Raw genomic sequence first — 24,809 nt, 5'->3', positions numbered from 1 at the left:
ATTGTAGACTATATTGATTACTACAACAATAAACGAATTAAGGTAAAACTAAAAGGACTCAGTCCTGTGCAATACAGAACTAAATCCTTCGCATAAATTAATTGTCTAACTTTTTGGGGTCAGTACAAGAGTCAGAGGATAAGAATTTATTTCATTGTTGGGAAGAGCAATACATCACGGATAGTAGTTGTATCAGTTAGGAGCATGCAGAGACGGTCGATACCGATTCCCAAACCACCTGTTGGAGGCATACCGTATTCAAGGGCTTCAATGTAGTCGTAGTCGATGCCTGTCGCTTCATCGTCACCAAGTTCTTTGGCTTTAGCTTGGGCTTCGAAACGGCTAAGCTGATCGATTGGGTCGTTCAACTCAGTAAAGGCATTACCGTACTCCTTAGTCATGATGAAGAGCTCGAAACGGTCAGTAAAGCGTTCGTCTTCAGGATTCTTCTTAGCCAGTGGAGATACAGCTACTGGATGACCATAGACAAAGGTTGGTTGGATCAAGGTTTCTTCAACAAACTCTTCAAAGAAGGCGTTGATAATGTGACCAACTTCAGTGTAGTGTTTTTCAACAGGGACTTTCTTCTCAGCAGCGATGGCTTTTGCTTCTTCCAAAGTCATGTCTTGCCAGAAATCGACACCAGTAATGTCCTTGATAGCATCCACCATGTGAACACGTTTAAATGGTTCATTGATTTTGATTTCAGTACCTTGGTAGTTAACTGGACCATCACCCTTAACTGATTTAGCAGCGTGTTGGATAATGCCTTCAGTTAAGTCCATGATGTCTTGGAAGTCTGCATAAGCTTGGTAAACTTCGATAGAAGTAAATTCAGGATTATGAGTAGCATCCATTCCTTCGTTACGGAAGATACGACCGATTTCATAGACACGCTCCATACCACCGACGATAAGGCGTTTCAAGTGAAGCTCAGTCGCGATACGAAGTACCATGTCAATGTTTTGAGCATTGTGGTGGGTAATAAATGGACGGGCAGCAGCACCACCAGCTTCGTTGTGAAGAACAGGTGTTTCCACTTCAAGGAAACCTTTTTGGTCAAGGTAACGACGGATTTCAGAGATGATTTTTGAACGAGTGACAAAGCGCTCAAAGCTTTCACGATTAGAAATCAAGTCTAGGTAACGTTTGCGGTAAATTGTTTCAACGTCTGTCAAACCGTGGAATTTCTCTGGAAGTGGGCGAAGTGCTTTAGACAAGTGAGTGATGTGAGTAGCTTTGATAGAGAGTTCTCCCATATCTGTACGCATCACTTCACCTTCTACACCAAGGAAGTCACCAAGATCTGCTTTTTTGAAAATTTCGTAGTTTTCTTCACCGACAGCATCTTTACGAACGTAGATTTGAATCTGGCCTTCGCGGTCTTGAAGGTGGGCAAAACCTACTTTACCTTTACCACGTTTAGTTACCAAGCGTCCTGCGATAGTAGCTGTCTCGTTTTTATCGTGTAATTGTTCTTTATCGAGGTCGGCATATTTATCTTTTAATTCCTGTGAATTTGCAGTGCGTTCAAAACGTTTTCCGAAGGGATCGATTCCTTGTTCACGGAGCGCAGCCATTTTTTCACGGCGAACGATCTGCTGGTCATTTAGTTCTTCCATATGTTCTGTTGACATGGGATCCTCCTAGTTTTACTCAAAATTGAATACGATGAGTCATTTTTTGCGATACTCCCATTTTATCATAAATAAGTAAGAAATTCACGGATAATCTTTAAAAACTAAAAAGAACTTGACGCTAAAATCAAGTTCTGTTATTGATAGGAAGTATCATTCCAAGTATCGAGAGTAAATGTTTCAAAATCATGGGTTTCTAGAATTGTCAGGCTGGCATTTGCTAGACCGCCATCTTTACGCAGAAGAGGTTCTTTATAGCCTAGAAGAGTACGAAGACTGGCAGTAAGATTGGCACCGTGACCGACAATTAGAATACGCTCAGCCGGACTATCTTTGAGTGATTTGATAAATTGAATGGTCCGTTGCGTGGTGCTATAGAGGGATTCGGCTCCGAACATTTGAGTGTCAAACTTGGCAAGATTAGATCGGAAAGCTTTGATTTGTTGCGGGTAAATAGCTCCCAAGGTTGCGATTTTTAAACCTTCTAATTTCCCCAGCTGCCATTCACGAAGATTCGGAACACTTTCTAAAGGACAGGCGCTCTGGAGTTGACTTTGGATAATCTCAGCAGATTTGACTGCTCGAGGTAAATCACTTGAATAAATCTGATCAAAAGGAATATCCTTAAGATATTGGCCTAGTTGTTTTAGGGTGTCAATAGATTCAGGAAGAAGGGGAGAATCTCCACTAGCACCTTGAAAACGACCTTCTTGGTTCCAGAGGGTACGACCGTGGCGGACAAAGTAGATTTTCATTCTTAGTTGCCCTCCAAGATATCTACAAAGTCAGCTTTTACAAAGCTAGCCAAGTCTTGCGGTGCGACGATAATGCTGTGACCAACTTCGCCTGCAGAGACAATCATTTGATCCAAGTCTAGAGCAATCCTATCGATAAAAATGGGATAATTGTGTTTCTGACGAATACCGACAGGATTATTGGCTCCATGAATGTAACCAGTTGTTTTTTCCAAGTCCTTTTGTGGAATCATGCTCACTTTTTTATTGCCAGAAATTTTGGCTAGTTTCTTTTCAGACAAGTGTTGGGTGATAGGGACAATTCCAATAATCGGTCCTGTCTTGTCTCCCAAAAGAGCCAAGGTTTTGAAAATCTGATCTCGTTCATAACCTTGCGGAAGTTCTCCTTCCAGGGCATTGATTTGAATCCCCTGATGTGGGATAGCTGCTTTAGCTAGGATTTGTTCCACCAATGTTTTTTTGATTTTAATTTTTTTTGCCATTATTTATACTTATCCTCCAATTGGCTCATCCAAATACCAAGCCAGATTCCCAGTGCAAAGAAGAAGGCGATGATGACATACCCGACAAGAGAAAGGCCTGTGTATTGGATGCTTTCAGCGTTTCCTGCATTTGGAAGCAAGATCAAAAGGGTACTTGATAGGACAATACCGATGATGAAATGATAGACGCGTGAGTGGTAGTTATTTAAGGCATAATCCATCAATTTTGAAAAAATGATGAGAGTTGCACCTGCCCCGATTCCAATCGGGAAGAAGGTTCCCAAGAGGTCAAAGGTTTTAAAACCAGTCAACATAGGAGCATAGAGACCCAAAATCAAAAGTAGATTTGATGGACTGAGACCAGGAACTAATACGCCAAGAGCCAGCAGTGCACCAGCTAGGACGAAATTAAGAAAGCTGGCACTTAAGGTTCCAACAACAAAATTTAAGGCATAGAGTCCTAATCCAGAAATGATAAAGGTTGTCCAGAACCAAGCTAAATCAATCTTGTCTCGGTCAGATTCTCGAGTTGATTCTTTGAGGAGGCTAGGAACAGTACCAATAATGGCACCCGCAAAGCTCCATAAAACAAAGACCTGATAATTTTCAAGCAGGTATTCAATCGGGTAGGAAAATAATCCGATTCCCAGAAGCATACCGATGGCAACTGGAATAAAGTACAAAACATTTTCTTTAAAGTCTTTAAAGGGATGGGCCAGAAAGCCAATCATTCGTTCATAAATTCCTAAGATTGCTGCTAGAACCCCTCCGGAAATTCCCGGTAGAATAAATCCAAGAGCAATGACAATCCCTTTAATAAGGCGTGCTAACCATGAGAGCATATGTTTCCTCCAACTATTTCTATTTCAAAAAATCCTTATTATATTGTATCACAATCAAACACAAAAAGAAAAAGCAAATGATAAACAAATGCTTTTAAGGTTTTAAAAAGAGTTTTCTAAAGGTTTCTTCTTTATTTTTTAAGGAAGAGATGACGTTGATATCCAAATCGTGGTCAAAGCCAGCAATTTTTCCTTTAGAAGTGTACTGGTGGATGTCGTAATCTAAATCAGTTTTTGGGGTTGCCTCGTAAAAACCTGAGTCAGAACCATAGGAAGGAATCCAAACAGACGTAAACTTGTCTGTATCAATACTGTGTTCTTCCATGAAGTAGACTCCAACGTAGATTCCGATGTTTTTAGCACCCAGTGATTCTAGCTTTGCCCGGAAGGCTTCAACACCTTCGTTCATATTGGACATGGTTTTATCTTCCACGTCAAGCCAATAGTAACTAGGGCTGTATGGGGAAGAGGCGTTATAAAAAACTTCAGCGGCCTTTTCCATTTCTTGGACACTTTTTCCAGCTACAAAGGCATAGACACCAACTGGGACATTTCGTTTTTGAAACTCAGTGATATGGGTTTTAAAAGCCTTATCAACACCATTAACATAGGAGGCATCGTTCTCTTTGGACGTTTGAGCACCACTATGGACGCGAACAATAGCTCCAGAAATGTTTTGGGAGAGAGTATCGTAATTGATTTCCTCAGGACGCTGCCAACCAGAAACATCAATTACCGGTTTATCTATATTATGTAGCGCTTGTGTTTCTACTTGCGCGATATTTGACTTTGTTTTTACAGGATGGTCCTCAAAACGAGGGCGATTCAGGATTAAAATGAAAATCATAATCCCAAAAAAACCAAATAAAATAAGCGGATTAATTTTCTTTCTCATATCTCATAATTTTACCTTAAAAATGAAAAAAAATCAAAAAAAATACTCAAAAAATGGGTTAAGGAAAGGACTTTAGAGCATTTTTCCATTCAAGGGCGCGGAATGATTTGAAATATGGTATAATAAAAGGGAATTTCTAGAGAAAAGAGAAGATTATGTCAAATTATGCCATTATTTTAGCAGCGGGTAAAGGGACTCGCATGAAATCTGATTTGCCAAAAGTGTTGCACAAGGTTGCAGGTATTTCCATGCTGGAACATGTTTTCCGTAGTGTGGGAGCTATCCAGCCTGAAAAGACAGTAACAGTTGTGGGACACAAGGCAGAATTGGTTGAAGAGGTCTTGGCTGGACAGACAGAATTTGTGACTCAATCTGAACAGTTAGGAACTGGTCATGCAGTTATGATGACAGAGCCAATCTTAGAAGGTTTGTCAGGTCACACCTTGGTCATCGCAGGAGATACTCCGTTAATCACAGGTGAAAGCTTGAAAAACTTGATTGATTTCCATATCAATCATAAAAATGTGGCCACTATCTTGACTGCTGAAACAGATAATCCTTTCGGATATGGACGAATTGTTCGTAATGACAATGCTGAGGTTCTTCGCATTGTTGAACAAAAGGATGCCACAGATTTTGAAAAGCAAATCAAGGAAATCAATACTGGAACATATGTTTTTGACAACGAGCGTTTGTTTGAGGCTTTGAAAAATATCAATACCAACAATGCTCAAGGTGAATATTATATTACAGACGTCATTGGAATTTTCCGTGAAGCTGGTGAAAAAGTTGGTGCTTATACTTTGAAAGATTTTGATGAGAGTCTTGGTGTAAACGACCGTGTGGCTCTTGCGACAGCTGAGTCAGTTATGCGCCGTCGCATCAATCATCAGCACATGGTCAATGGAGTTAGCTTTGTCAACCCAGAAGCAACTTATATCGATATTGATGTTGAGATTGCGCCCGAAGTTCAAATCGAAGCCAACGTTACCTTGAAAGGGCAAACGAAAATTGGTGCTGAGACTGTTTTGACAAATGGAACTTATGTGGTGGATAGCACTATCGGAGCAAGAGCTGTCATTACCAATTCTATGATTGAGGAAAGTAGTGTTGCAGACGGTGTGACAGTCGGTCCTTATGCTCACATTCGTCCAGGTTCAAGTCTGGGTGCCCAAGTTCATATTGGAAACTTTGTTGAGGTGAAAGGTTCTTCTATCGGCGAGAATACTAAGGCTGGTCATTTGACTTATATCGGAAACTGTGAAGTGGGTAGCAAGGTTAATTTTGGTGCAGGAACTATTACAGTCAACTATGACGGCAAAAACAAATACAAAACAGTCATTGGTAACAATGTCTTTGTTGGTTCAAATTCAACCATTATTGCGCCAGTAGAACTTGGTGACAATTCCCTCGTTGGTGCTGGTTCAACGATTACTAAAGATGTTCCAGTGGATGCTATTGCTATTGGTCGCGGTCGTCAGGTCAATAAAGACGAATATGCAACACGCCTTCCTCATCATCCTAAGAATCAGTAGGAGTCTATCATGGAATTTGAAGAAAAAACGCTTAGCCGAAAAGAAATCTATCAAGGACCAATATTTAAACTGGTTCAAGATCAGGTTGAATTACCAGAAGGAAAGGGAACTGCCCAACGGGATTTGATTTTCCACAATGGAGCTGTTTGTGTTTTAGCTGTAACGGATGAGCAAAAACTTATCTTGGTCAAGCAGTACCGCAAAGCCATCGAGGCTGTCTCTTACGAAATTCCAGCCGGAAAATTAGAAGTAGGAGAAAATACAGACCCTGTAGCAGCTGCCCTTCGTGAATTAGAGGAAGAAACAGCCTATACAGGGAAGTTAGAACTCTTGTATGACTTTTATTCAGCTATTGGCTTTTGTAATGAAAAATTAAAACTATACCGAGCAAGTGATTTGAAAAAGGTGGAAAATCCGCGTCCCCAGGATGAGGATGAAACATTGGAAGTTCTTGAAGTGAGCTTAGAAGAAGCCAAGGAATTAATCCAATCAGGTCATATCTGTGATGCCAAGACGATTATGGCTGTTCAGTATTGGGAATTGCAGAAAAAATAGAGGAGGTCAGTATGGGTAAACCTTTATTAACGGATGAAATAATCGAAAGAGCTAATAGAGGAGAAAAAATTTCAGGTCCCCCTTTGCTAGATGATGAGGAAACTAAGATTTTACAAACATCTTCTTCCCGTTTTGGTTATGCCAATCCTAAGGAACATGGCTTTAGTCAGGAAACCTTGAAGATTCAGGTCGAACCGTCTATTCATAAAAGCCGTCGCATTGAAAATACCAAGAGAAATATCTTCAATTCTAAATTGAATAAAATCTTATTCGCAGTCATTTTTCTCTTGATTTTGCTTGTCTTAGCAATGAAACTTTTGTAATGGAAAAGGAATTGAAATGAAAATAGGAATTATTGCGGCTATGCCAGAAGAACTGGCGTATCTGGTCCAGCATTTAGACAATGCTCAAGAGCAAGTTGTTTTGGGGAATATCTATCATACAGGAACCATTGCATCTCATGAAGTCGTTCTTGTAGAAAGTGGAATTGGTAAGGTCATGTCTGCTATGAGTGTGGCGATTTTGGCTGATCATTTCCAAGTGGATGCTCTAATTAATACAGGATCAGCTGGGGCAGTAGCAGAAGGTATTGCTGTTGGGGATGTTGTGATTGCTAACAAATTAGCCTATCATGATGTGGATGTCACAGCTTTTGGCTATGCTTATGGACAAATGGCGCAACAACCGCTTTATTTCGAATCAGATAAGACCTTTGTTGCTAAAATCCAAGAGAGTTTATCTCAATTGGACCAGAACTGGCATCTTGGTTTGATTGCTACAGGAGATAGTTTTGTTGCAGGAAATGATAAGATAGAAGTGATTAAGTCCCATTTTCCAGAAGTTTTAGCTGTTGAGATGGAGGGGGCAGCTATTGCTCAAGCAGCGCATGCCCTTAATCTCCCAGTCTTAGTCATCCGAGCTATGAGTGACAATGCCAATCATGAAGCAAACATCTCTTTTGATGAGTTTATTATCGAAGCTGGACGTCGCTCTGCCCAAGTCTTATTAGCCTTTTTGAAGGCCTTAGATTAAGTGGAAATTTGACAGTTTTTCTAGCTTATGATAAGATTTAAGTAAAGAAAAGCTAGAAAACGTTTCAGAGGATATTATGAGTATTGAAATGACCGTCAGTGAGATTGCAGAGGTCTTAGGATTATCTCGCCAAGCAATCAATAACCGTGTCAAAGAATTACCAGAAGAAGACACAGATAAAAATGACAAAGGGGTAACAGTAGTTACCAGAAGTGGCTTGATTAAGCTAGAAGAAATCTATAAAAAAACGATTTTTGAAGATGAGCCTGTCAGTGAAGATGTCAAGCAACGTGAACTGATGGAGATTCTGGTTGATGAGAAGAATGCAGAAATTCTTCGTCTCTATGAACAATTAAAAGCCAAGGATCGTCAGTTATCAGAAAAAGACGAGCAGATGCGTATCAAAGACCGTCAGATTGCTGAGAAAGACAAACAACTCGATCAGCAGCAACAATTGACCCTTCAAGCAATGAAGGATCAAGAAAATCTTAAGCTAGAGCTGGACCAAGCAAAAGAAGAAGTCCAATCCACTAAGAAAGGCTTTTTTGCTCGTTTATTTGGAGGATAATCAAGGAGCTGTTTAGGTTAAATGCTAACCTGATGGCTTCTTTTATTTCTAAATAGTATAGTTGCTCAAGTAATACTTAATGAAAATCAAAGAGCAAACTAGGAAACTAGCCGCAGGCTGTACTTGAGTACGGCAAGGCGACGTTGACGTGGTTTGAATTAGTATAAAATAACAGTATAGGAGAGGTATAGAATGGAACGATTAGAAGATTACATTGCTTTCGATTTAGAATTTAATCAGCATGAAGGGCAAACACACTTGATTCAAGTATCGGCAGTGCGTTTTAGAGATGGTCAGGAAATCAATGCCTATGATTCCTATGTCCATACCAGTGTGCCTCTAAAGAGTTTTATCAATGGTTTGACTGGGATTACAGCTGAGACCTTAAAAGATGCTCCTCCAGTGGAGAAAGTTATAAAAGATTTCCAAGAGTTTGTGGGTTCTTTACCTATGGTAGGCTACAATGCTGCTAAAAGTGATCTACCTATTTTAGCGGATCATGGTTTAGACTACAGCCAGCAGTATAAGGTAGATTTGTATGATGAAGCTTTTGAACGTCGGAGTTCGGATTTACATGGTATTGCCAATCTCAAATTGCAAACCGTTGCCTCGTTTCTTGGATTTCAAGGTCAGTCTCATAATAGCTTAGAGGATGCTCGGATGACGGCGCGTGTTTACGAGTCCTTTCTAGAGTCAGACCAAGCTAGAGAATTGTTAGAGACAGAAAGTAGTCTTTCAAACAATCCTTTTGGAGGCTTGGATTTGTCTCAATTATTTGACTAGGAGTGCCTATGAAACCTGAAAAACCTAAAAATCTAGGTTTTAAGCAGATATACTTTAATCTAGATAAAATACTTTTTCTATTTTTCTTGACTTTTATGATGATTGAGTTTGTCTGGTTACCGTCAAATTCTTGGATTGCTGGACTTTTGCTCCGTCAGACAGGTTATCTCTTTCTATCCTACAACAATATTTTTGCCATTATAAAGGGTTCGCCATTTATTAGTCTTGCTTTATTTATTTTGGTAATCGTTAATTTATTGATCGCCTATTACCAGATAGGACTTCTCTTTATCGGAGCCCGGCACCTCCTCTATCATGAAAAGAGAACTTTGCTAGAGTACAGTCGTAAGGTCTTTCGCCAAAGTTTCTTGTTTATGAAGCAAGCGACACTTTCCAAGATAGCCTTTATCTTTTTTTATGTCATGATGCTCTTTCCATTGATTCGAAAGATTTTAAAGATTTACTACCTAAATAAAATTGTCATTCCGGACTTTATCGTTGATTATGTGGAAGACAAGTATTGGCTAGTAGGTATAGTGGTTACTATTCTGGCTTTACTTCTATTTTATATTTCAGTGCGTTTGATGTTTGCCCTACCTCAGCTTTTATTTGAGAAGAAAACAGTCAAAGAAGCAGTCAGATACAGTCTAGAAAAGACAAGAAAGCACTCCTGGTTTTATACTTGGAACTTGCTTTGGATTGTCGTCAAAACCTACCTATTTTTCATTCTTTTATTGATTCCAATCTTGGCAAGTCAGGCACTGATGGATGGTTTGACCCATAAGGAATCTCTTGTACTGGGAATTATCAACTTTGTCTTGATTAAGAATTTCCACTATATAGCCTTGACTTACTTTCTCATTAAGTTTGTTTCCTTCTTAACAGGAGAAGAACTAGAAATTACACCAAGGAGAAAGAAAGACCACTGGATGAGATGGGGAGTGATGGGCTGTGCTTGTATCTTTTTCACTCTTGAGGGTTATGTTTATTTAGAAGCTCCAGTCGCTAATAAACCTTTAATCATTTCTCACAGGGGAGTATCTAATAAGAATGGTGTGCAAAATACCGTTCAATCACTAGAAAAAACCGCTCAGTTATCTCCAGATTTCGTTGAGACAGATGTTCAGGAAACAAAAGATGGCCAGTTTGTCATGATGCATGATGCCAATATCAAAAATTTGACAGGTGTTAATGCTAATCCACAGGATCTAACTTTGAAAGAATTAACCAAACTTGATATTTCAGAAAATGGTTATCATAGCAAGGTGTCTAGTTTCGATGACTATCTCAATAAAGCCAATGAATTACATCAAAAACTTCTTATTGAGATTAAAACCAGTCGAAAAGATAGCCCAGATATGATGAAACGATTTATGGAAAAATATGGAACGGTTCTTAAGCAGAATGGTCATCAAATGCAATCTTTAGACTACCATGTGATTGATCAGGTGATAGCCTACGATTCTCAAATTCCAGTCTATTTCATCCTACCTTATAATAGTATTTTTCCAAGAACCAAGGCTACAGGTTACACCATGGAGTATTCAACTTTAGATGAAAATTTTGTCAACAAGCTTTGGAATACAGATCAGAAATTGTACGTTTGGACCATCAATAGTTCAGAGTCCTTTGATAAATCAGTTCATTTGGGAGCTGATGGCATGATAACGGATGATTTGGAAATGATTCAAGATCAAGTTACCATTGCCCAAGAAGACCCAGAGTATACTGAATTGCTTTTCAAACAGGCCATGGAATTCTTTAATTTTTAGTAAGCAAAAAGAGGAACAGTTGTTCCTCCCACGATAGGCAAGTATTCATTTGAATGCTTGTTTTTTTAATGCTTAGAATGGCAATTTCCCAGCGAACGCACCCAGTTTTTTCTTTGTAGTTTCATCAATTTGTTCAAGAGCAGAGTTGATGGCTTGAACGGTCATATCAGAAAGAGTTTCAAGGTCTTCTGGGTCAACGACAGCTGGATTGAAGTCAATGCTGACAACTTTTTTGTCACCTGTTAAGGTCGCTTGGACAAGGTCTTGAGCAGATTTGCCAACAAATTGCATAGCAGCAAGTTCAGCTTGGCTTTGTTCCATTTGTTTTTGAAGTTTTTGTGCTTGGCGCATCATGTTTTGCATGTTCATCATGGTGATTTATAGTTTCCTTTTATCTTATTTTCCTTTTTATTTTATCAATTTTGGGGTTAAAAGTCTAATCTTTTTCTGAGAGAATCTAAGAATTGTGCTTGGCAGTGGAAAATAAAAGTAGATTTCCTGCGAAACAAAATATGATACAATAAAACTATGAATTATGAAGTAAGTAAACAATTAACTGATGCACGATTTAAGCACCTTGTTGGTGTTCAGCTCACTACTTTTGAAGAGATGTTAGCTGTGTTAAAAACAGTTTATCAACTTAAACACGCAAAATGTGGACGAACCCCTAAGTTAAGCATAGAAGACCTCCTCATGGCTACTCTCCAATACATGCGAGAATACCGCACTTATGAACAAATTACGGCTGATTTTAGCATTCACGAAAGCAACTATTATTCAAAGTGGCTTTACGATTTCAAAAACTCATCTTAGTGCTGAGGATACGGTGATTGTGGATGCAACAGAGGTAAAAATCAATCGTCCTAAAAAATCAACTAGCCAATTATTCTGGTAAAAAGAAATGTCATGCTATGAAGGCTCAGGCGATTGTCACAAGCCAAGGGAGAATTGTTTCTTTGGATATTGCAGTGATCTATTGCCATGATATGAAGTTGTTCAAAATGAGTCGCAGAAATATCGGACAAGCTGGTAAAATCTTGGCAGACAGTGGTTATCAAGGGATCATGAAGATGTATTCACAAGCGCAAATTCCGAGGAAATCAAGAAAACTTAAGCCACTAACTCTTGAAGATAAATCCTATAATCATGTGCTATCTAAAGAGAGAATCAAGGTTGAGAATATTTTGGCCAAGGTAAAAACGTTTAAAATGTTTTCAACAACCTATCGAAATCGACGTAAACGATTTGGATTACGAATGAATTTGATTGCTGGAATTATCAACTGTGAACTAGAATTCTAGTTTCGCAGGAAGTCTAATAAAAAAACTTTGTACTCTGAAAAGCATCGTGTGGCTAGCTAGAGTGCAAAGTTTTTTTAACTATCATGCTTTCCTTAAGAATCATTTCAAAATATGATATAATAAGAATAAATTGGAAATAGGAAATTATTTTCATTATATTTTCAAAACTCCATTAATAAAATAGGCAAAGACAAGATTAGAAAGTGAATATTCCGATGTCTTCTTACAAAAAGGTCTCTCTTTCTGAGATCAATCAATCTATTGAAACTCCGAATAACAATCATTTTTGGCAGAATCTAAAAGCATTTTTAGGGCCTGGAGCTCTTGTAGCAGTTGGTTATATGGATCCTGGAAACTGGATTACCAGTGTGGTTGGAGGTGCTTCCTACAAGTATAGTCTCTTATTCGTTATTTTGATTTCATCCATCATCGCCATGCAGCTACAACAGATGGCTGGAAAGCTCGGTATCGTGACGAGGATGGATTTAGCGCAGGCAACAGCTCATCATTCCCCCAAGTGGCTCCGCTATAGTCTATGGGTGATTTTAGAATTAGCTTTAATGGCGACAGACTTGGCTGAGGTTATAGGTTCAGCAATTGCCTTAAATCTTTTGTTTAAAATACCGATTATGGTCGCGATACTTCTAACCGTTTTAGATGTATTTCTTTTGCTTTTGTTGATGAAGTTTGGCTTCAAGAAGATTGAAGCTATTGTTACAACCCTTATCTTAACCATATTAGGTATCTTTTCTTATCTAGTGGCTTTATCCAATCCAAGTATGCAGGGGATTTTTGGTGGCTATTTACCGACTTCCACTTTATTTGAAAGTCCCTTGCCAGGACATGAGAGTCAACTGACTTTGGCTTTAGGGATTGTGGGAGCAACAGTCATGCCCCATAATCTCTATCTCCATTCATCCCTATCTCAAACAAGAAAAATCAACCATAAGGATAAGAAAGATATACGAAAAGCTATCCGTTTTATGACCTGGGACTCAAATCTTCAGTTGTCCCTAGCCTTTGTTGTCAATTCCTTGCTTCTTATTTTAGGGGCCTCCCTCTTTTTTGGCCATGCATCTGAAATTTCAGCTTTCTCTCAAATGTACAATGCTTTACAGGATTCGACAATAGCAGGAGCGATAGCCAGCTCAACTCTGTCAACTTTGTTTGCTTTAGCTCTTTTAGCAAGTGGCCAAAATTCTACTATTACAGGTACTTTGACTGGCCAGATCGTTATGGAAGGTTTCTTGCATCTGAAATTACCACAGTGGATTATCCGTGTCGGAACACGGATTTTTGCCTTGCTCCCTGTGATGATAGTCGCTGTCTTGTTTGGGCATCAAGAAAAGACCTTAGATCAGTTATTGGTCTATTCACAGGTCTTTCTTTCAATCGCTCTTCCATTCTCAATTTTTCCCTTAATTTATCTGACTTCTAAGAAGTCAGTGATGGGAGAATTTACCAATGCCAAGTGGAACACAATCCTAGGCTACGTAGTTTCAATCATCTTGACCATTCTCAATATCAAGCTTCTTTTCGATATTTTTTAACCCCGTTTGAAATCAATTATAGTGTCAGCGTGATGGTTGACAAATAGAAAGTAGTAGTGATTGGTTCATAAAAAGAAGAAAAAAAGAACAGTCGAAACTGTTCTTTTTATCATTATTTGAGACCGTATTTTTTGTTGAAACGATCCACGCGTCCATCTGCTTGAGTGAACTTTTGACGTCCAGTGTAGAATGGGTGTGAGTCTGATGAAATTTCCACACGGATCAATGGGTAAGTTTCGCCTTCGAACTCAACTGTTTCATTAGAGCGTTTTGTTGAACCGCTAAGGAATTGGTAACCAGTAGTTGTGTCCATGAAGACAACTGGGCGATATTCTGGATGGATATCTTTTTTCATTTTGCAATATTTCCTTTCTGCCATGGTCTCTTTGCGAGCCATAGATTGTTACCATACTAGTCTATCAGATTATGAAAAGTTTGGCAAGTATTTTATCAGTTTTTAAGCAAGTTTTTTAACTTTTGATAGATGATTTCGTTTTCCTCTAGGCTATAGGAATTAGCACCACTTGCTAGAGGGTGGCCTCCACCATCATGTTCCTTGGCAATTTCATTGATAGGATGGATTTTACTGCGTAAGCGGACACGGTAGTGGCCATCAGCCTGCTCCACAAAAATTCCCCAGAGACTCACACTGTCAATACGTCCAGGTGCACCGACAATGGCTGCAGTTTCAGCATCGGTGACATTGAATCGTTTTAAGATTTCCTGACTCAGGATAACGCGAGCTGCGCCATTTTCATCCACTTCCAGATGGTCGTAAATGTAGCCTTGAAGTTTAGCAATTTTGTAGCTCATAGTATCCATTTTACGAGTGAGAGCCGCAAAGTCAAAGTTATGTTCTCTCAGATAAGCAGCCAGGTGAAGAGTCCGTGCAGTCGTAGAAGGATAAAGGAAGCGACCTGTATCACCGACAATTCCTGCAAAGAGCAACTCCGCAGCACGATCTGACAAGGCTAGTTGGGTTGTTTGGGCAAATAGAGTGATCATCTCGCTAGCACTACTTGAACTAGTATCGACCCAAGATAGGTCACCATATACATCATCATTTGGATGGTGGTCAATCTTAATGAGAAAATCACCTTGACTATAGCGCTTATCATCGATACGAGCAGTATTCGCCGTATCACAGACGATGACAAGGGCACCTTGGTAGGCACTATCTTCAACAAGATCCATTTCAGCCATCCAAGTAAGAGTTGGTTCATCAAAACCAACAGCTTTGATGGTTTTTTCTGGGAAATGATGTTTGAGAAGAGCTTTTAATCCCACCTGACTTCCCAAGGCATCTGGGTCAGGTTTCATATGACGGTGAATGATAATCGTGTCGTATTCTTTAATTTTTTCTAAAATTTGATGGCAAATTTCCATAAATAACCTCAATTCTTTCTCATTTCATTGTAGCACAAGAATTTTTATTTTTAAAATGAAAAAGATGTGATATAATGGAGAAAGATAAATTGAGGAGGACGATATGGCATTAGCAAAAATTGTATTTGCCAGTATGACCGGTAATACCGAAGAAATTGCAGATATTGTAGCAGACAAATTACGTGACTTGGGCTTGGATGTCGATGTTGATGAATGTACAACTGTTGACGCTTCAGACTTCTTGGAAGCAGATATCGCTATCGTTGCGACCTATACTTATGGTGATGGTGAATTGCCAGATGAGATGATGGACTTCTACGAAGACCTTGCAGATCTCAACTTGAATGGCAAAATCTACGGAGTGGTTGGTTCAGGAGATACCTTCTACGATGAATTCTGTAAGGCTGTCGATGACTTTGATCGTGTCTTTGTTTCAACAGGGGCAGAAAAAGGTTCAGAGTGTGTTAAAGTTGATCTTTCTGCTGAGGAAGAAGACATTGAACGCTTGGAACAATTCGCAGAAGAATTGGCTGCTAAAGTAGGATAAGCATAAAAGTGCGCTGATGTAATCAATCAGTGCATTTTTCTTATCGAGATTTGGGATTTTACTAGCCTATTTGGTGGCTTTTTGATACAATAATTCAAATAAAGGAGGAGACTGTATGGATTTAGATATTATTCGTCAAGAAATTGATCAGATCGACGACCAAATTGTCAAACTGTTAGAAGAAAGAATGCATTTAGTTGAAGGGGTTGTCGCTTATAAGAAGGCTTCAGGGAAACCGATTTTAGATACCAAGAGAGAAGCAGTTATTTTTGAAAAGGTCAGAAATCGTGTAGAAGACAAGCGCTATCAGGAGACTATTGTCTCAACATTTTCGGACATACTCAAACGTTCGCGTGATTATCAGGATCAAAACATCAAATGAAAAAAGAACAATTTTATCCGCTAGGGATTTTTCTAGCTGCCATGTTGGGCGGACTGGTTCGCTACCTGGTTTCCACTTGGTTACCAGCCAGTCCAGATTTTCCTTGGGGCACCCTTCTTGTCAACTATCTGGGTATTTTCTGCTTGGTTTATCTTGTCAAGGGCTATTTGGTCTATAAGGGAACCAGTAAAGGCGTTATTTTAGCTCTGGGGACGGGCTTTTGTGGCGGTTTAACAACCTTTTCCAGTCTCATGCTTGATGCTGTGAAACTGCTTGATACAGGGCGTTATCTTAGCCTAGTCTTGTATCTCATTTTAAGCGTGGGTGGAGGCCTGCTCTTGGCTTACTATTTGGGGAGGAAGAAATGGTAATCGTCTATCTTGCAATTGCTTGTGGCTTCGGAGCTTTAGTGCGCTATTTTTTTTCCCGCTATAATCAAGCTTCTAAATTCCCACTCGGAACGCTAATAGCCAATCTTTTGGGTTGTTTTTTAATTGGATTATTCTACAATCATGTGGAGTCTAAGGAAGTCTATGCTATTTTAGCAACAGGATTTTGTGGCGGTTTAACGACTTTTTCGACCTTGAATGATGAACTTCAAAGACTGTTAAGCGATAAGAAGTTTTTTTACGTTTACCTGATTTTGACCTATCTAGGTGGTTTGGTTGCGATTTTTTTAGGAATTCTGCTATAAATTTCTTTACTTTTTTATGGAAATTTGGTAAACTGTATCTTGTGTGTAATGGACGCACAAAAATACAGTTTATCCGCTGAGGAAGTTTCCTCAAGATTGACAAAGATAGGAGAATAAAATGAATCCATTAATCCAAAGCTTGACTGAAGGTCAACTTCGTACAGATATCCCATCATTCCGTCCTGGTGACACTGTTCGTGTACACGCGAAAGTTGTCGAAGGTAACCGTGAACGTATCCAGATTTTTGAAGGTGTTGTTATCGCACGTAAAGGTGCTGGCATCTCAGAAAACTACACAGTTCGTAAAATCTCTAACGGTGTAGGTGTTGAGCGTATCTTCCCAATCCACACTCCACGTGTTGAAAAAATCGAAGTTGTTCGTTACGGTAAAGTACGTCGTGCGAAATTGTACTACTTGCGTGCTCTTCAAGGTAAAGCAGCTCGTATCAAAGAAATCCGTCGTTAATTCGACTAAAAAACTCTGCTTTTCAGCAGAGTTTTTATCTAGCTCCCTTAGTTCAATGGATATAACAACTCCCTCCTAAGGAGTAGTTGCAGGTTCGATTCCTGCAGGGGGCAGTAAATCAATCAAAAAGCACTGAATGGTCAGTGTTTTTTCTTGTCCAAAAATGAAAACCATTTCAGATGAAAACGGAGGTGTGGTATAATAGTAGAAAGTATATATACTTTTCTAATCGGGTTTCTATCGTTCTAATAGGATAGAATTAAGTATTACAATCTAAGCTTTGGAGAAGGATTATTATTACTTGTTCTTTTTAATACTCACTTTAAGAAAGATTCTATTTTTATGATAAAAAAATTTGCTTTAATACTAATTTCTTTTTTTACAATCCTGTTATTTTTCATTGGACCAACTCACGCAGATCTAGTGATACCAGATAGGCCTTCTAATGGTATTTATGATCCAAACCATTATTTATCAGAGGTTGTTTCAGATAAAATAATAGAATTAAATGGTAAATCGGATACTCAAATTGGTATTTATATTGTTGAGAGTTTAAATGGTGAATCTTTAGAAAAGTCAGCCAATACGATTGCCAGATCTTGGAAAATTGGCTATTCGGATTCAAATAAGGGTGCATTATTATTGATTGCTATAAAAGATAGAAAGTTTCGTATTGAAACTTCTAATAACCTAGCTACTATATTGACTGATACAAAAGCTAGGGAAATCTTAGATGCCTCTCGTGATAAGATGCGAGCCAAAGACTATGATGGAGCTGTGATTGATATAATCCAAAACATATCCAATCAAGATTATGACTTAGCTGATGCACCTGTAGTGGAGAGAAATTATTTTTATGAAGTCCCTAAAGCTATATGGGAACTAGTAGTAGAAATTCTTGATCATTTCGGTGTAATTTTTATGATTTCTTTTTTTGTACTTTTTCTTACAGAAGGTAGGGTTTCGGGTAGGAAACGGAGATCTAATAAATTCTATTATGGTAAGGATAAATTATACCCTTATGATAAAGATTTTATAAATGATGGTTCTTGGTCACAAAAAGCATTAACAGCTTACCATATTAAAAATTCAGATCAGTATCATAATGAGAGTAGTAGTGATTCCTCATCGCCTTGGTCGAGTGATGATTGGTCAGGTGGTGGTTTTGATGCTGGTGGATCATCAAGTGATTGGTAATTTAGCTTATTTAATAGTGAGTTACCTACCTTGATCATTTAAAAAAATGATGGTATAGAAAATTCTTGATTTGGGAAAAACCGCTCAACTGAGCGGTTTTCGTCTATTCATACCCTTTTACAGTACCCATGTACGGATGGCATGGGCAACGCCGGATTCATCATTTGTTTTGGTGATGTATTTTGCGATTTTCTTGATTTCTGGATTTCCATTTTCCATGACAACTGGATTGCCAACGACTTCCAGCATGGCACGGTCATTTTCTTCGTCACCGATCGCCATGGTTTCATCTTTGGTCAATCCTAGTTTTTCAGCTAAGTGAGTTATGGCTGAACCCTTATCTACATTCTTTTTAAGGAGTTCGAGGTAGAAAGGAGCCGATTTGTTGATGGAGTAGCGTTCGTAAAATTCTGCTGGGATTTTTTCAATGGCAGCATCGAGAATCTCAGGTTCATCGATGAACATACATTTAACGATTTCCTTGTCAGCCATTTCTTCAGGGGTGCGGTAGAAGATAGGCATGCTGACGAGGGTTGATTCGTGCACAGTGTATTTTCCGATATTGCGATTTGCAGTGTAGATACCATCCTTAGTAATAGCATGCATGTGAACACCGAGCTTGCGACTGAGGAATTCCATATCCAGATAATCCTCATAGGTTAAGGATTCGCTGATAATCTCATGTCCAGTAGCAGTTTCTTGGACAAGGGCACCGTTGAAGGTCACCACATAGTCACCCTCGTCTCTCAACTGCAAGTCGTCCAGAAGTTTGGCAACACCTGCGATAGGGCGGCCAGTTGCAATTACGACTTTGACACCAGCTTCTTTGGCATCTTGGATGGCAGAAAAGACTTTAGGAGTGATTTCCTTTTGGCTATTGACTAGGGTTCCGTCGATATCAACGGCAATTAGTTTAATACTCATAAATTTCCTCTTCTAGTTTTTATTTGGGGTAAAATGATCGTTCTCAATCAAGTGTAAAAATTGCTGGGTGATGCTTGCGAAGATGCTGTTTTGATCCAACATTTCTTTTGGGAAATAGAAACGATTATCTCCGTGGCGACTGCCAGCAAGAGATTGGACGATAGGAGACAGGCTAGAGAGTTCGGCCAGTTCTCCATTTTTTTGTAAAATCTCAATCTGTGTCCTTGGATTTTCAGATTCGGGACGATAGATATCATAAGGGAGGTCAAAATTCTTATGAATGGCAGTGTAGTAGTCGGGATCAAAGCCAATGTCCTCAACCAATTTTCTCATGCTGGCGAGTTGGTCTTGGTCTTCTTGTGAAAAAGTAATGGATTTAAAGACCTTGCGGTTGACAAAGCGCTGTGATAAGTCTGCTAAAATCTTGTCAGGACTGGTCATCCAGAGCTGGAAGTAGGTATTCATCACACCATCATCCAGAGCAAGATAGTCAGACAAGGTCACATTTTTTTCAAAGAATGGCAGGAGGTGTGGGGAAGTTCGTGCAAAGAAGTCTTTGTCCTCAGGATAGAGTTCCTTGGCGCGTTTGAGGAGATTCTGTAGGAGAACTTCCATGGCGCGTGTTGCTGGGTGGAAATAAACCTGCATGTACATCTGGTAGCGACTGAGAACATAGTCTTCGATGGCGTGCATGCCATTGCGCTGAAAGGCGATACCATTTTCGACAGGACGAATGACACGCAAGATCCGAGTCAGGTCAAATTCCCCATAAGAAGCTCCTGTAAAATAGGAGTCGCGCAAGAGATAGTCCATGCGGTCCGCATCAATCTGACTAGAAATGAGTTGCACAACCTGTTTGTTAGGGTAGGTATGGTCTATGACACTGGCAACCTTTTCTGGAAAATCTGGCGCCACTTGTAGCAGGACTTGGTGAATCTCCGTTTCAGGACTTTGGATAATCTCCTGAGTAATGGCTTCGTGGTCTGTATCAAAGAGATGTTCAAAAGTATGGGAGTAGGCACCATGTCCAAGGTCATGTAGGAGAGCAGCGGTCATGGTCAAGAGAGACTCGGCAGGATTCCATTCTTCAGGATATTTTTCTTCAAAAATCTCTGTGATACGTCGTGCAATTTCATAGACTCCTAGACAGTGAGAGAAGCGACTATGTTCTCCACCGTGGAAGGTATAACTGGAAGTTCCCAGTTGCTTGATTCGACGCAAACGCTGAAATTCTTTTGTATTAATCAAGTCATAGATGATTTGATTATTGACATGGATGTAGTTGTGAATTGGGTCACGGAATACTTTTTCGTTCATATGACCATTATAGCAAAATCCTGCTCTTTTTGGTAAAATAGTAGGATAAGAGACAAGAAAGAGGACCTGATGTGAAGATTCGGATGCGAAATACCATTCAGTTTGATGAACAGTTGGAAGTGGTTGACCAACTCTATGATGTAGAAGTGCATGAAAAGGGAGATTATAGCTACCTGCTTTTCTATAATGAGGAAAAGGAAAAAGTGGTTATTAAATTTCATAGCCAAGAACTGGTGATGAGCCGATTTTCCAATCCCAAGACCATTATGCGCTTCCTAAAGGATAGTGATAGTTTAGCCTATATTCCTACACCTATGGGCATGCAAGAATTTGTTATCCAAACCAGTCGCTATGAAGTTGATGGGCAAAAGATTCATTTAGATTATCAACTACAAAATCAAGAGGGACATTCCTTTGCCAGCTATCAATTGGAAATTACTTGGGGCTAGTCTCATGTCTTTTTCAAATTTAGCTAGCTATCTTCTTGGATTGGCTTCCTAGTGTGGTAGATTAGGCTAATTTTTGGTATAATAAAAGTTATGGAAATTGAAAAAACCAATCGAATGAATGCGCTCTTTGAATTTTATGCGGCGCTTTTGACAGATAAGCAAATGAATTATATCGAGCTCTACTACGCTGATGATTACAGCCTTGCTGAAATTGCCGAGGAGTTTGGTGTCAGTCGTCAGGCTGTCTATGATAATATCAAGCGGACAGAAAAGATTCTGGAAGATTATGAGATGAAACTGCACATGTACTCGGACTACATTGTTCGCAGTCAGATTTTTGACCAGATTTTGGAGCACTATCCCAAGGATGACTTTCTGCAGGAGCAGATAGAAATTTTAACAAGCATTGATAATAGAGAATAAGAGGAAGAAACATGGCATTTGAAAGTTTAACAGAACGTTTGCAGAACGTTTTTAAAAATCTACGTAAAAAAGGAAAAATCTCTGAGGCTGATGTTCAAGAGGCAACCAAAGAGATTCGCTTGGCCTTGCTTGAGGCTGACGTTGCCTTACCTGTTGTAAAGGACTTTATCAAGAAAGTTCGTGAACGTGCAGTCGGACATGAGGTCATTGATACCCTTAATCCTGCCCAACAAATTATTAAAATCGTTGATGAGGAACTGACTGCTGTTTTAGGTTCTGATACGGCTGAGATTATCAAGTCACCTAAGATTCCGACGATTATCATGATGGTCGGTTTGCAGGGGGCTGGTAAAACAACTTTTGCTGGTAAATTGGCCAACAAACTCAAGAAAGAAGAAAATGCCCGTCCTTTGATGATTGCGGCGGATATCTATCGTCCTGCTGCCATTGATCAGCTTAAAACATTGGGGCAACAGATTGATGTTCCAGTTTTTGCACTTGGAACAGAAGTACCAGCTGTTGAGATTGTACGTCAAGGTTTGGAGCAAGCTCAGGCCAATCATAATGACTATGTCTTGATTGATACGGCAGGTCGTTTGCAGATTGATGAGCTTTTGATGAATGAACTTCGTGACGTAAAAGCATTGGCTCAACCAAACGAAATTCTGCTCGTCGTTGATGCCATGATTGGTCAAGAAGCTGCCAATGTTGCGCGTGAGTTTAATGCTCAGTTAGAAGTTACTGGGGTCATCCTTACCAAGATTGATGGCGATACTCGTGGTGGTGCGGCTCTATCTGTTCGTCACATTACTGGAAAACCAATCAAGTTCACTGGTACAGGTGAAAAGATTACGGACATTGAAACCTTCCACCCAGACCGTATGTCTAGCCGTATCCTTGGCATGGGGGATATGCTCACTTTGATTGAGAAAGCTTCTCAAGAATACGATGAGCAAAAAGCCCTTGAAATGGCTGAGAAGATGCGTGAAAACACCTTTGATTTCAATGATTTCATTGATCAATTGGATCAGGTGCAAAACATGGGGCCGATGGAAGACTTGCTCAAGATGATTCCAGGTATGGCCAACAATCCAGCCCTTCAAAACATGAAGGTAGATGAGCGTCAGATTGCTCGCAAACGTGCTATTGTGTCTTCAATGACACCTGAAGAACGTGAAAATCCAGATTTGTTAAATCCAAGCCGTCGCCGTCGTATCGCTGCTGGTTCTGGAAATACTTTTGTTGAGGTCAATAAATTCATCAAGGACTTTAACCAGGCTAAACAGCTCATGCAGGGTGTCATGTCTGGGGATATGAACAAGATGATGAAGCAGATGGGAATCAATCCAAACAACCTTCCTAAAAATATGCCAAATATGGGAGGAATGGATATGTCTGCCCTTGAAGGAATGATGGGACAAGGTGGGATGCCTGACTTGTCAGCTCTCGGAGGGGCAGGAATGCCAGATATGAGCCAGATGTTTGGTGGAGGACTCAAAGGTAAAATCGGTGAATTTGCCATGAAACAGTCTATGAAACGTATGGCTAACAAAATGAAAAAAGCGAAGAAGAAACGTAAGTAAGACAAAGGAAGGCCGCAGAGCTTTCCTTTTTTAGAAAGAAGAAAAATGAGCACTTCCGTAATTGGAAATGCTCGTTTTTTGATGTATTTAGATTCTTAGTCTTTATTTTCGTATGGCAAGATTAAGTTCAAAATAATTCCTGTCATGGCTGATAGGGCAGTACCTGAAAGAGTAACTGGACCAAGTTTAAGGATAGCTCCTCCAAGTCCAAGTACCAACATAGCACTTGCGATGATTAGGTTACGCATTTGACTGAAGTCAACACGTTCTTTGATCAAGACTTTCAAACCGTTGCTGGCGATGACCCCATAGAGAAGGATTGACATACCACCAAGTACAGCATTTGGAATGGTTGAAATCAAGGCAGTAAATTTACCAAGGAAGCTAAGGGCAATCGCGATAAAGGCAGCGTTACGGATAACTGAGACAGAAGCGATACGAGTCATACCGATAACCCCTGTATTTTCTCCATAAGTTGTATTGGCTGGTCCACCAAGGAAGGCAGAAACTGAAGTTGCGATACCGTCACCAAGAAGAGTACGGTGAAGACCTGGTTCTTTCAAGAATTGACGGCCACAGATTTGACCCAAAACAGTATGGTCTCCGATGTGTTCAGAGATTGTTACGATAGCGATTGGCAAGATAGCGATAGTTTCTGGACCGAAGTAAAGATTGTATTCTTTAAAGGCACCACCTGTGCTAAATGGCAAGTAGAAACCAGGAATTTCGAACCAGTTGGCTTTAAGAACTGGTGTAAAGTCAACCAAGCCAAGGGTTAGTGCGAAGAGGTAACCACCGATAATGGCAAAGAGGAATGGAATGATTCGTAGGAAGCCTTTGCCTTTTGTATTGATAAAGGCAGCAATCAAGAAAGTAACAACTGCTACAAGAGCATTTTTCCAATTTCCATCAGCTACAAGACCAGCGTTAGTGACTGCTGAACCTGCAAGTCCAAGACCGATAACGATGATCATAGGTCCGATGATGATTGGTGGCAAGAGTTTATCAATCCACTTTGTACCCGCAAAACGAACACTTGCAGCCACAAGGACATAGACTAAACCAGTCAAGATAACCCCTGTTTGAGCAGCAGATACATCACCACCCATTTCTTTCATAGCCAGTGACATTGCTGTGATAAAGGCAAATGAAGAACCTAGATAAACGGGAACTTTAAAACCAGTTGAAATCATATAGATGAGTGTCCCGACACCTGAAGCAAAAAGAGCAACAGATACAGGCATTCCCAAAATCAATGGTACCAATATGGTCGCCCCAAACATGGCGAAAACGTGTTGGAAACTAAGGAGAATTCCTTTTCCAGCCGAAGGACGTTGGTCAACGTCTAGTAACAAATCAACAGTTGATTCTTGTTTCATATAAACCTCACTTTTGGGCATCAAAAAAGAGCCCATTATTTTACAGCAATAGGCCCTCAGAGTAAGACTTCTCTAAAATCTAGACTTTAAAGAGTTTCAAGTATTTCTGCGTCTTCGTCACCTCACGGGATGACATTAAAAACCTTTGCTTAGGATAGTATAGCAGAAAAAAATGATTTTGTAAATCATTTTTTCCCGAGCCTAAAAATAAAAGAGCGAGGCTAACTTTGTACTGACCCCAAAAAGTTAGACAATTAATTTAAGCAAAGGATTTAGTTCTGTATTGTACAGGGCTAAGTCCTTTTAGTTTTACCTTAATTCGTTTGTTGTTGTAGTAATCAATATAGTCTACAAT

The 24,809-nt window shown here is 39.6% G+C and carries 30 protein-coding genes, 1 tRNA gene and 1 pseudogene; 20 read left to right on the top strand and 12 right to left on the bottom strand.

Going from position 1 to position 24,809, the window contains the following annotated elements; all coding sequences use genetic code 11:
- The coding region (locus tag QM818_RS07530; RefSeq protein ID WP_195327149.1) for an IS3 family transposase at nt 1-96 on the top strand (96 nt) is incomplete at its 5' end.
- Between the two features lie 50 nt (nt 97-146).
- Here the strand turns inward: QM818_RS07530 and lysS are convergent.
- The 5 genes from lysS to QM818_RS07505 all read right to left on the bottom strand — a co-directional run bounded on the left by lysS (nt 147) and on the right by QM818_RS07505 (nt 4,611).
- Complete coding sequence (lysS, locus tag QM818_RS07525; protein ID WP_261038404.1) at nt 147-1,637, bottom strand: lysine--tRNA ligase; 1,491 nt, start codon at nt 1,635-1,637, stop codon at nt 147-149.
- A gap of 137 nt (nt 1,638-1,774) precedes the next feature.
- On the bottom strand, nt 1,775-2,392 hold the full coding sequence (locus QM818_RS07520; protein WP_414300102.1) for a histidine phosphatase family protein: 618 nt from the start codon (nt 2,390-2,392) through the stop codon (nt 1,775-1,777).
- A gap of 2 nt (nt 2,393-2,394) precedes the next feature.
- Nucleotides 2,395-2,874, bottom strand: a complete 480-nt coding sequence (locus tag QM818_RS07515; RefSeq protein WP_414300101.1) for an aminoacyl-tRNA deacylase — start codon at nt 2,872-2,874, stop codon at nt 2,395-2,397.
- On the bottom strand, nt 2,874-3,716 hold the full coding sequence (locus tag QM818_RS07510; RefSeq protein WP_261081291.1) for a DUF368 domain-containing protein: 843 nt from the start codon (nt 3,714-3,716) through the stop codon (nt 2,874-2,876). Before QM818_RS07510 ends, QM818_RS07515 begins: the two co-directional genes overlap by 1 nt.
- Nucleotides 3,717-3,810: 94 nt before the next feature.
- Nucleotides 3,811-4,611 carry a glycoside hydrolase family 25 protein gene (locus QM818_RS07505; protein WP_261008922.1) on the bottom strand — a complete coding sequence of 267 codons (801 nt, stop codon included), beginning with the start codon at nt 4,609-4,611 and terminating at the stop codon, nt 3,811-3,813.
- 155 nt (nt 4,612-4,766) lie between these two features.
- Between QM818_RS07505 and glmU the strand changes: the two genes are divergently transcribed.
- The 7 genes from glmU (at nt 4,767) to QM818_RS07470 (ending at nt 10,856) form a co-directional block, all read left to right on the top strand.
- Entirely contained in the window at nt 4,767-6,146 is a 1,380-nt protein-coding gene (glmU, locus tag QM818_RS07500; RefSeq protein WP_173876070.1) for a bifunctional UDP-N-acetylglucosamine diphosphorylase/glucosamine-1-phosphate N-acetyltransferase GlmU, read from the top strand.
- A gap of 9 nt (nt 6,147-6,155) precedes the next feature.
- Nucleotides 6,156-6,701, top strand: coding sequence for an NUDIX hydrolase (locus QM818_RS07495; protein WP_414300100.1), 546 nt, complete (start codon nt 6,156-6,158; stop codon nt 6,699-6,701).
- Nucleotides 6,702-6,712: 11 nt separating this feature from the next.
- On the top strand, nt 6,713-7,024 hold the full coding sequence (gene macP, locus QM818_RS07490) for a cell wall synthase accessory phosphoprotein MacP (RefSeq protein WP_414300099.1): 312 nt from the start codon (nt 6,713-6,715) through the stop codon (nt 7,022-7,024).
- A gap of 16 nt (nt 7,025-7,040) precedes the next feature.
- Nucleotides 7,041-7,733, top strand: coding sequence for a 5'-methylthioadenosine/adenosylhomocysteine nucleosidase (locus QM818_RS07485; protein ID WP_414300098.1), 693 nt, complete (start codon nt 7,041-7,043; stop codon nt 7,731-7,733).
- 76 nt (nt 7,734-7,809) lie between these two features.
- On the top strand, nt 7,810-8,301 hold the full coding sequence (gene rocS, locus QM818_RS07480) for a chromosome segregation protein RocS (protein WP_000021242.1): 492 nt from the start codon (nt 7,810-7,812) through the stop codon (nt 8,299-8,301).
- Nucleotides 8,302-8,493: 192 nt separating this feature from the next.
- Nucleotides 8,494-9,084, top strand: a complete 591-nt coding sequence (locus tag QM818_RS07475; protein ID WP_004256614.1) for a 3'-5' exonuclease — start codon at nt 8,494-8,496, stop codon at nt 9,082-9,084.
- A gap of 8 nt (nt 9,085-9,092) precedes the next feature.
- Nucleotides 9,093-10,856, top strand: coding sequence for a glycerophosphoryl diester phosphodiesterase membrane domain-containing protein (locus QM818_RS07470; RefSeq protein ID WP_414300097.1), 1,764 nt, complete (start codon nt 9,093-9,095; stop codon nt 10,854-10,856).
- Nucleotides 10,857-10,928: 72 nt separating this feature from the next.
- Here the strand turns inward: QM818_RS07470 and QM818_RS07465 are convergent, their stop codons facing one another.
- On the bottom strand, nt 10,929-11,228 hold the full coding sequence (locus tag QM818_RS07465) for a YbaB/EbfC family nucleoid-associated protein (protein WP_000981526.1): 300 nt from the start codon (nt 11,226-11,228) through the stop codon (nt 10,929-10,931).
- Nucleotides 11,229-11,384: 156 nt separating this feature from the next.
- Here QM818_RS07465 and QM818_RS07460 point away from each other — a divergent pair.
- Together QM818_RS07460 and QM818_RS07455 are read left to right on the top strand one after the other, a co-directional pair.
- A pseudogene (locus QM818_RS07460) lies at nt 11,385-12,157 on the top strand (IS5 family transposase).
- 215 nt (nt 12,158-12,372) lie between these two features.
- Nucleotides 12,373-13,707, top strand: coding sequence for an Nramp family divalent metal transporter (locus tag QM818_RS07455; RefSeq protein WP_261081286.1), 1,335 nt, complete (start codon nt 12,373-12,375; stop codon nt 13,705-13,707).
- A gap of 112 nt (nt 13,708-13,819) precedes the next feature.
- Here the strand turns inward: QM818_RS07455 and QM818_RS07450 are convergent, their stop codons facing one another.
- Nucleotides 13,820-14,062 (bottom strand): type B 50S ribosomal protein L31, encoded by a 243-nt coding sequence (locus QM818_RS07450; protein ID WP_000710764.1) that lies wholly within the window; start codon nt 14,060-14,062, stop codon nt 13,820-13,822.
- Nucleotides 14,063-14,157: 95 nt separating this feature from the next.
- On the bottom strand, nt 14,158-15,093 hold the full coding sequence (locus tag QM818_RS07445) for a DHH family phosphoesterase (RefSeq protein WP_261081400.1): 936 nt from the start codon (nt 15,091-15,093) through the stop codon (nt 14,158-14,160).
- Between the two features lie 103 nt (nt 15,094-15,196).
- On the opposite strand from QM818_RS07445, the gene QM818_RS07440 reads away from it, so the two are divergent.
- The 7 genes from QM818_RS07440 to QM818_RS07410 all read left to right on the top strand — a co-directional run bounded on the left by QM818_RS07440 (nt 15,197) and on the right by QM818_RS07410 (nt 18,379).
- Nucleotides 15,197-15,640 carry a flavodoxin gene (locus tag QM818_RS07440; RefSeq protein WP_001162128.1) on the top strand — a complete coding sequence of 148 codons (444 nt, stop codon included), beginning with the start codon at nt 15,197-15,199 and terminating at the stop codon, nt 15,638-15,640.
- Between the two features lie 115 nt (nt 15,641-15,755).
- Complete coding sequence (locus QM818_RS07435; RefSeq protein ID WP_173219073.1) at nt 15,756-16,022, top strand: chorismate mutase; 267 nt, start codon at nt 15,756-15,758, stop codon at nt 16,020-16,022.
- A complete protein-coding gene (gene crcB, locus QM818_RS07430; RefSeq protein ID WP_254754239.1) occupies nt 16,019-16,393 on the top strand; it encodes a fluoride efflux transporter CrcB in 375 nt (124 codons plus the stop codon). The genes QM818_RS07435 and crcB (QM818_RS07430) overlap by 4 nt, the downstream gene beginning before the upstream one ends.
- Nucleotides 16,387-16,716: a fluoride efflux transporter CrcB gene (crcB, locus tag QM818_RS07425; RefSeq protein WP_254754238.1), complete on the top strand. Its 330-nt coding sequence runs from the start codon at nt 16,387-16,389 to the stop codon at nt 16,714-16,716. The genes crcB (QM818_RS07430) and crcB (QM818_RS07425) overlap by 7 nt, the downstream gene beginning before the upstream one ends.
- A 118-nt stretch (nt 16,717-16,834) precedes the next feature.
- Complete coding sequence (gene rplS / locus QM818_RS07420; protein WP_001068669.1) at nt 16,835-17,182, top strand: 50S ribosomal protein L19; 348 nt, start codon at nt 16,835-16,837, stop codon at nt 17,180-17,182.
- 41 nt (nt 17,183-17,223) lie between these two features.
- Nucleotides 17,224-17,295: transfer RNA gene (locus tag QM818_RS07415), tRNA-Arg, on the top strand.
- 229 nt (nt 17,296-17,524) lie between these two features.
- Nucleotides 17,525-18,379 carry a TPM domain-containing protein gene (locus QM818_RS07410; protein WP_414300096.1) on the top strand — a complete coding sequence of 285 codons (855 nt, stop codon included), beginning with the start codon at nt 17,525-17,527 and terminating at the stop codon, nt 18,377-18,379.
- 117 nt (nt 18,380-18,496) lie between these two features.
- Here the strand turns inward: QM818_RS07410 and yidA are convergent, their stop codons facing one another.
- A complete protein-coding gene (gene yidA, locus QM818_RS07405) occupies nt 18,497-19,303 on the bottom strand; it encodes a sugar-phosphatase (RefSeq protein WP_247939886.1) in 807 nt (268 codons plus the stop codon).
- Nucleotides 19,304-19,315: 12 nt separating this feature from the next.
- On the bottom strand, nt 19,316-20,620 hold the full coding sequence (locus QM818_RS07400) for an HD domain-containing protein (protein WP_261011000.1): 1,305 nt from the start codon (nt 20,618-20,620) through the stop codon (nt 19,316-19,318).
- Between the two features lie 71 nt (nt 20,621-20,691).
- On the opposite strand from QM818_RS07400, the gene QM818_RS07395 reads away from it, so the two are divergent.
- The 3 genes from QM818_RS07395 to ffh all read left to right on the top strand — a co-directional run bounded on the left by QM818_RS07395 (nt 20,692) and on the right by ffh (nt 23,075).
- Nucleotides 20,692-21,069 carry a YwiB family protein gene (locus QM818_RS07395; RefSeq protein ID WP_261121652.1) on the top strand — a complete coding sequence of 126 codons (378 nt, stop codon included), beginning with the start codon at nt 20,692-20,694 and terminating at the stop codon, nt 21,067-21,069.
- 90 nt (nt 21,070-21,159) lie between these two features.
- Nucleotides 21,160-21,492 (top strand): putative DNA-binding protein, encoded by a 333-nt coding sequence (locus tag QM818_RS07390; RefSeq protein WP_261058520.1) that lies wholly within the window; start codon nt 21,160-21,162, stop codon nt 21,490-21,492.
- A gap of 11 nt (nt 21,493-21,503) precedes the next feature.
- The gene (ffh, locus tag QM818_RS07385; RefSeq protein WP_000863612.1) at nt 21,504-23,075 is read left to right on the top strand and encodes a signal recognition particle protein; all 1,572 of its coding nucleotides are present in this window, start codon (nt 21,504-21,506) and stop codon (nt 23,073-23,075) included.
- Nucleotides 23,076-23,170: 95 nt separating this feature from the next.
- On the opposite strand, the gene QM818_RS07380 is transcribed toward ffh, so the two are convergent.
- Both QM818_RS07380 and QM818_RS07375 read right to left on the bottom strand, forming a co-directional pair.
- A complete protein-coding gene (locus QM818_RS07380; protein ID WP_185756763.1) occupies nt 23,171-24,454 on the bottom strand; it encodes a uracil-xanthine permease family protein in 1,284 nt (427 codons plus the stop codon).
- A gap of 259 nt (nt 24,455-24,713) precedes the next feature.
- Nucleotides 24,714-24,809: IS3 family transposase (locus QM818_RS07375; RefSeq protein ID WP_195327149.1), on the bottom strand; the 96-nt coding region annotated here is incomplete at its 5' end.

Origin of the sequence: Streptococcus mitis (genome assembly GCF_047464035.1) — a bacterium.
Classification (GTDB): domain Bacteria; phylum Bacillota; class Bacilli; order Lactobacillales; family Streptococcaceae; genus Streptococcus; species Streptococcus mitis_DX.
This window is presented reverse-complemented; position numbering and strand designations above follow the sequence as displayed.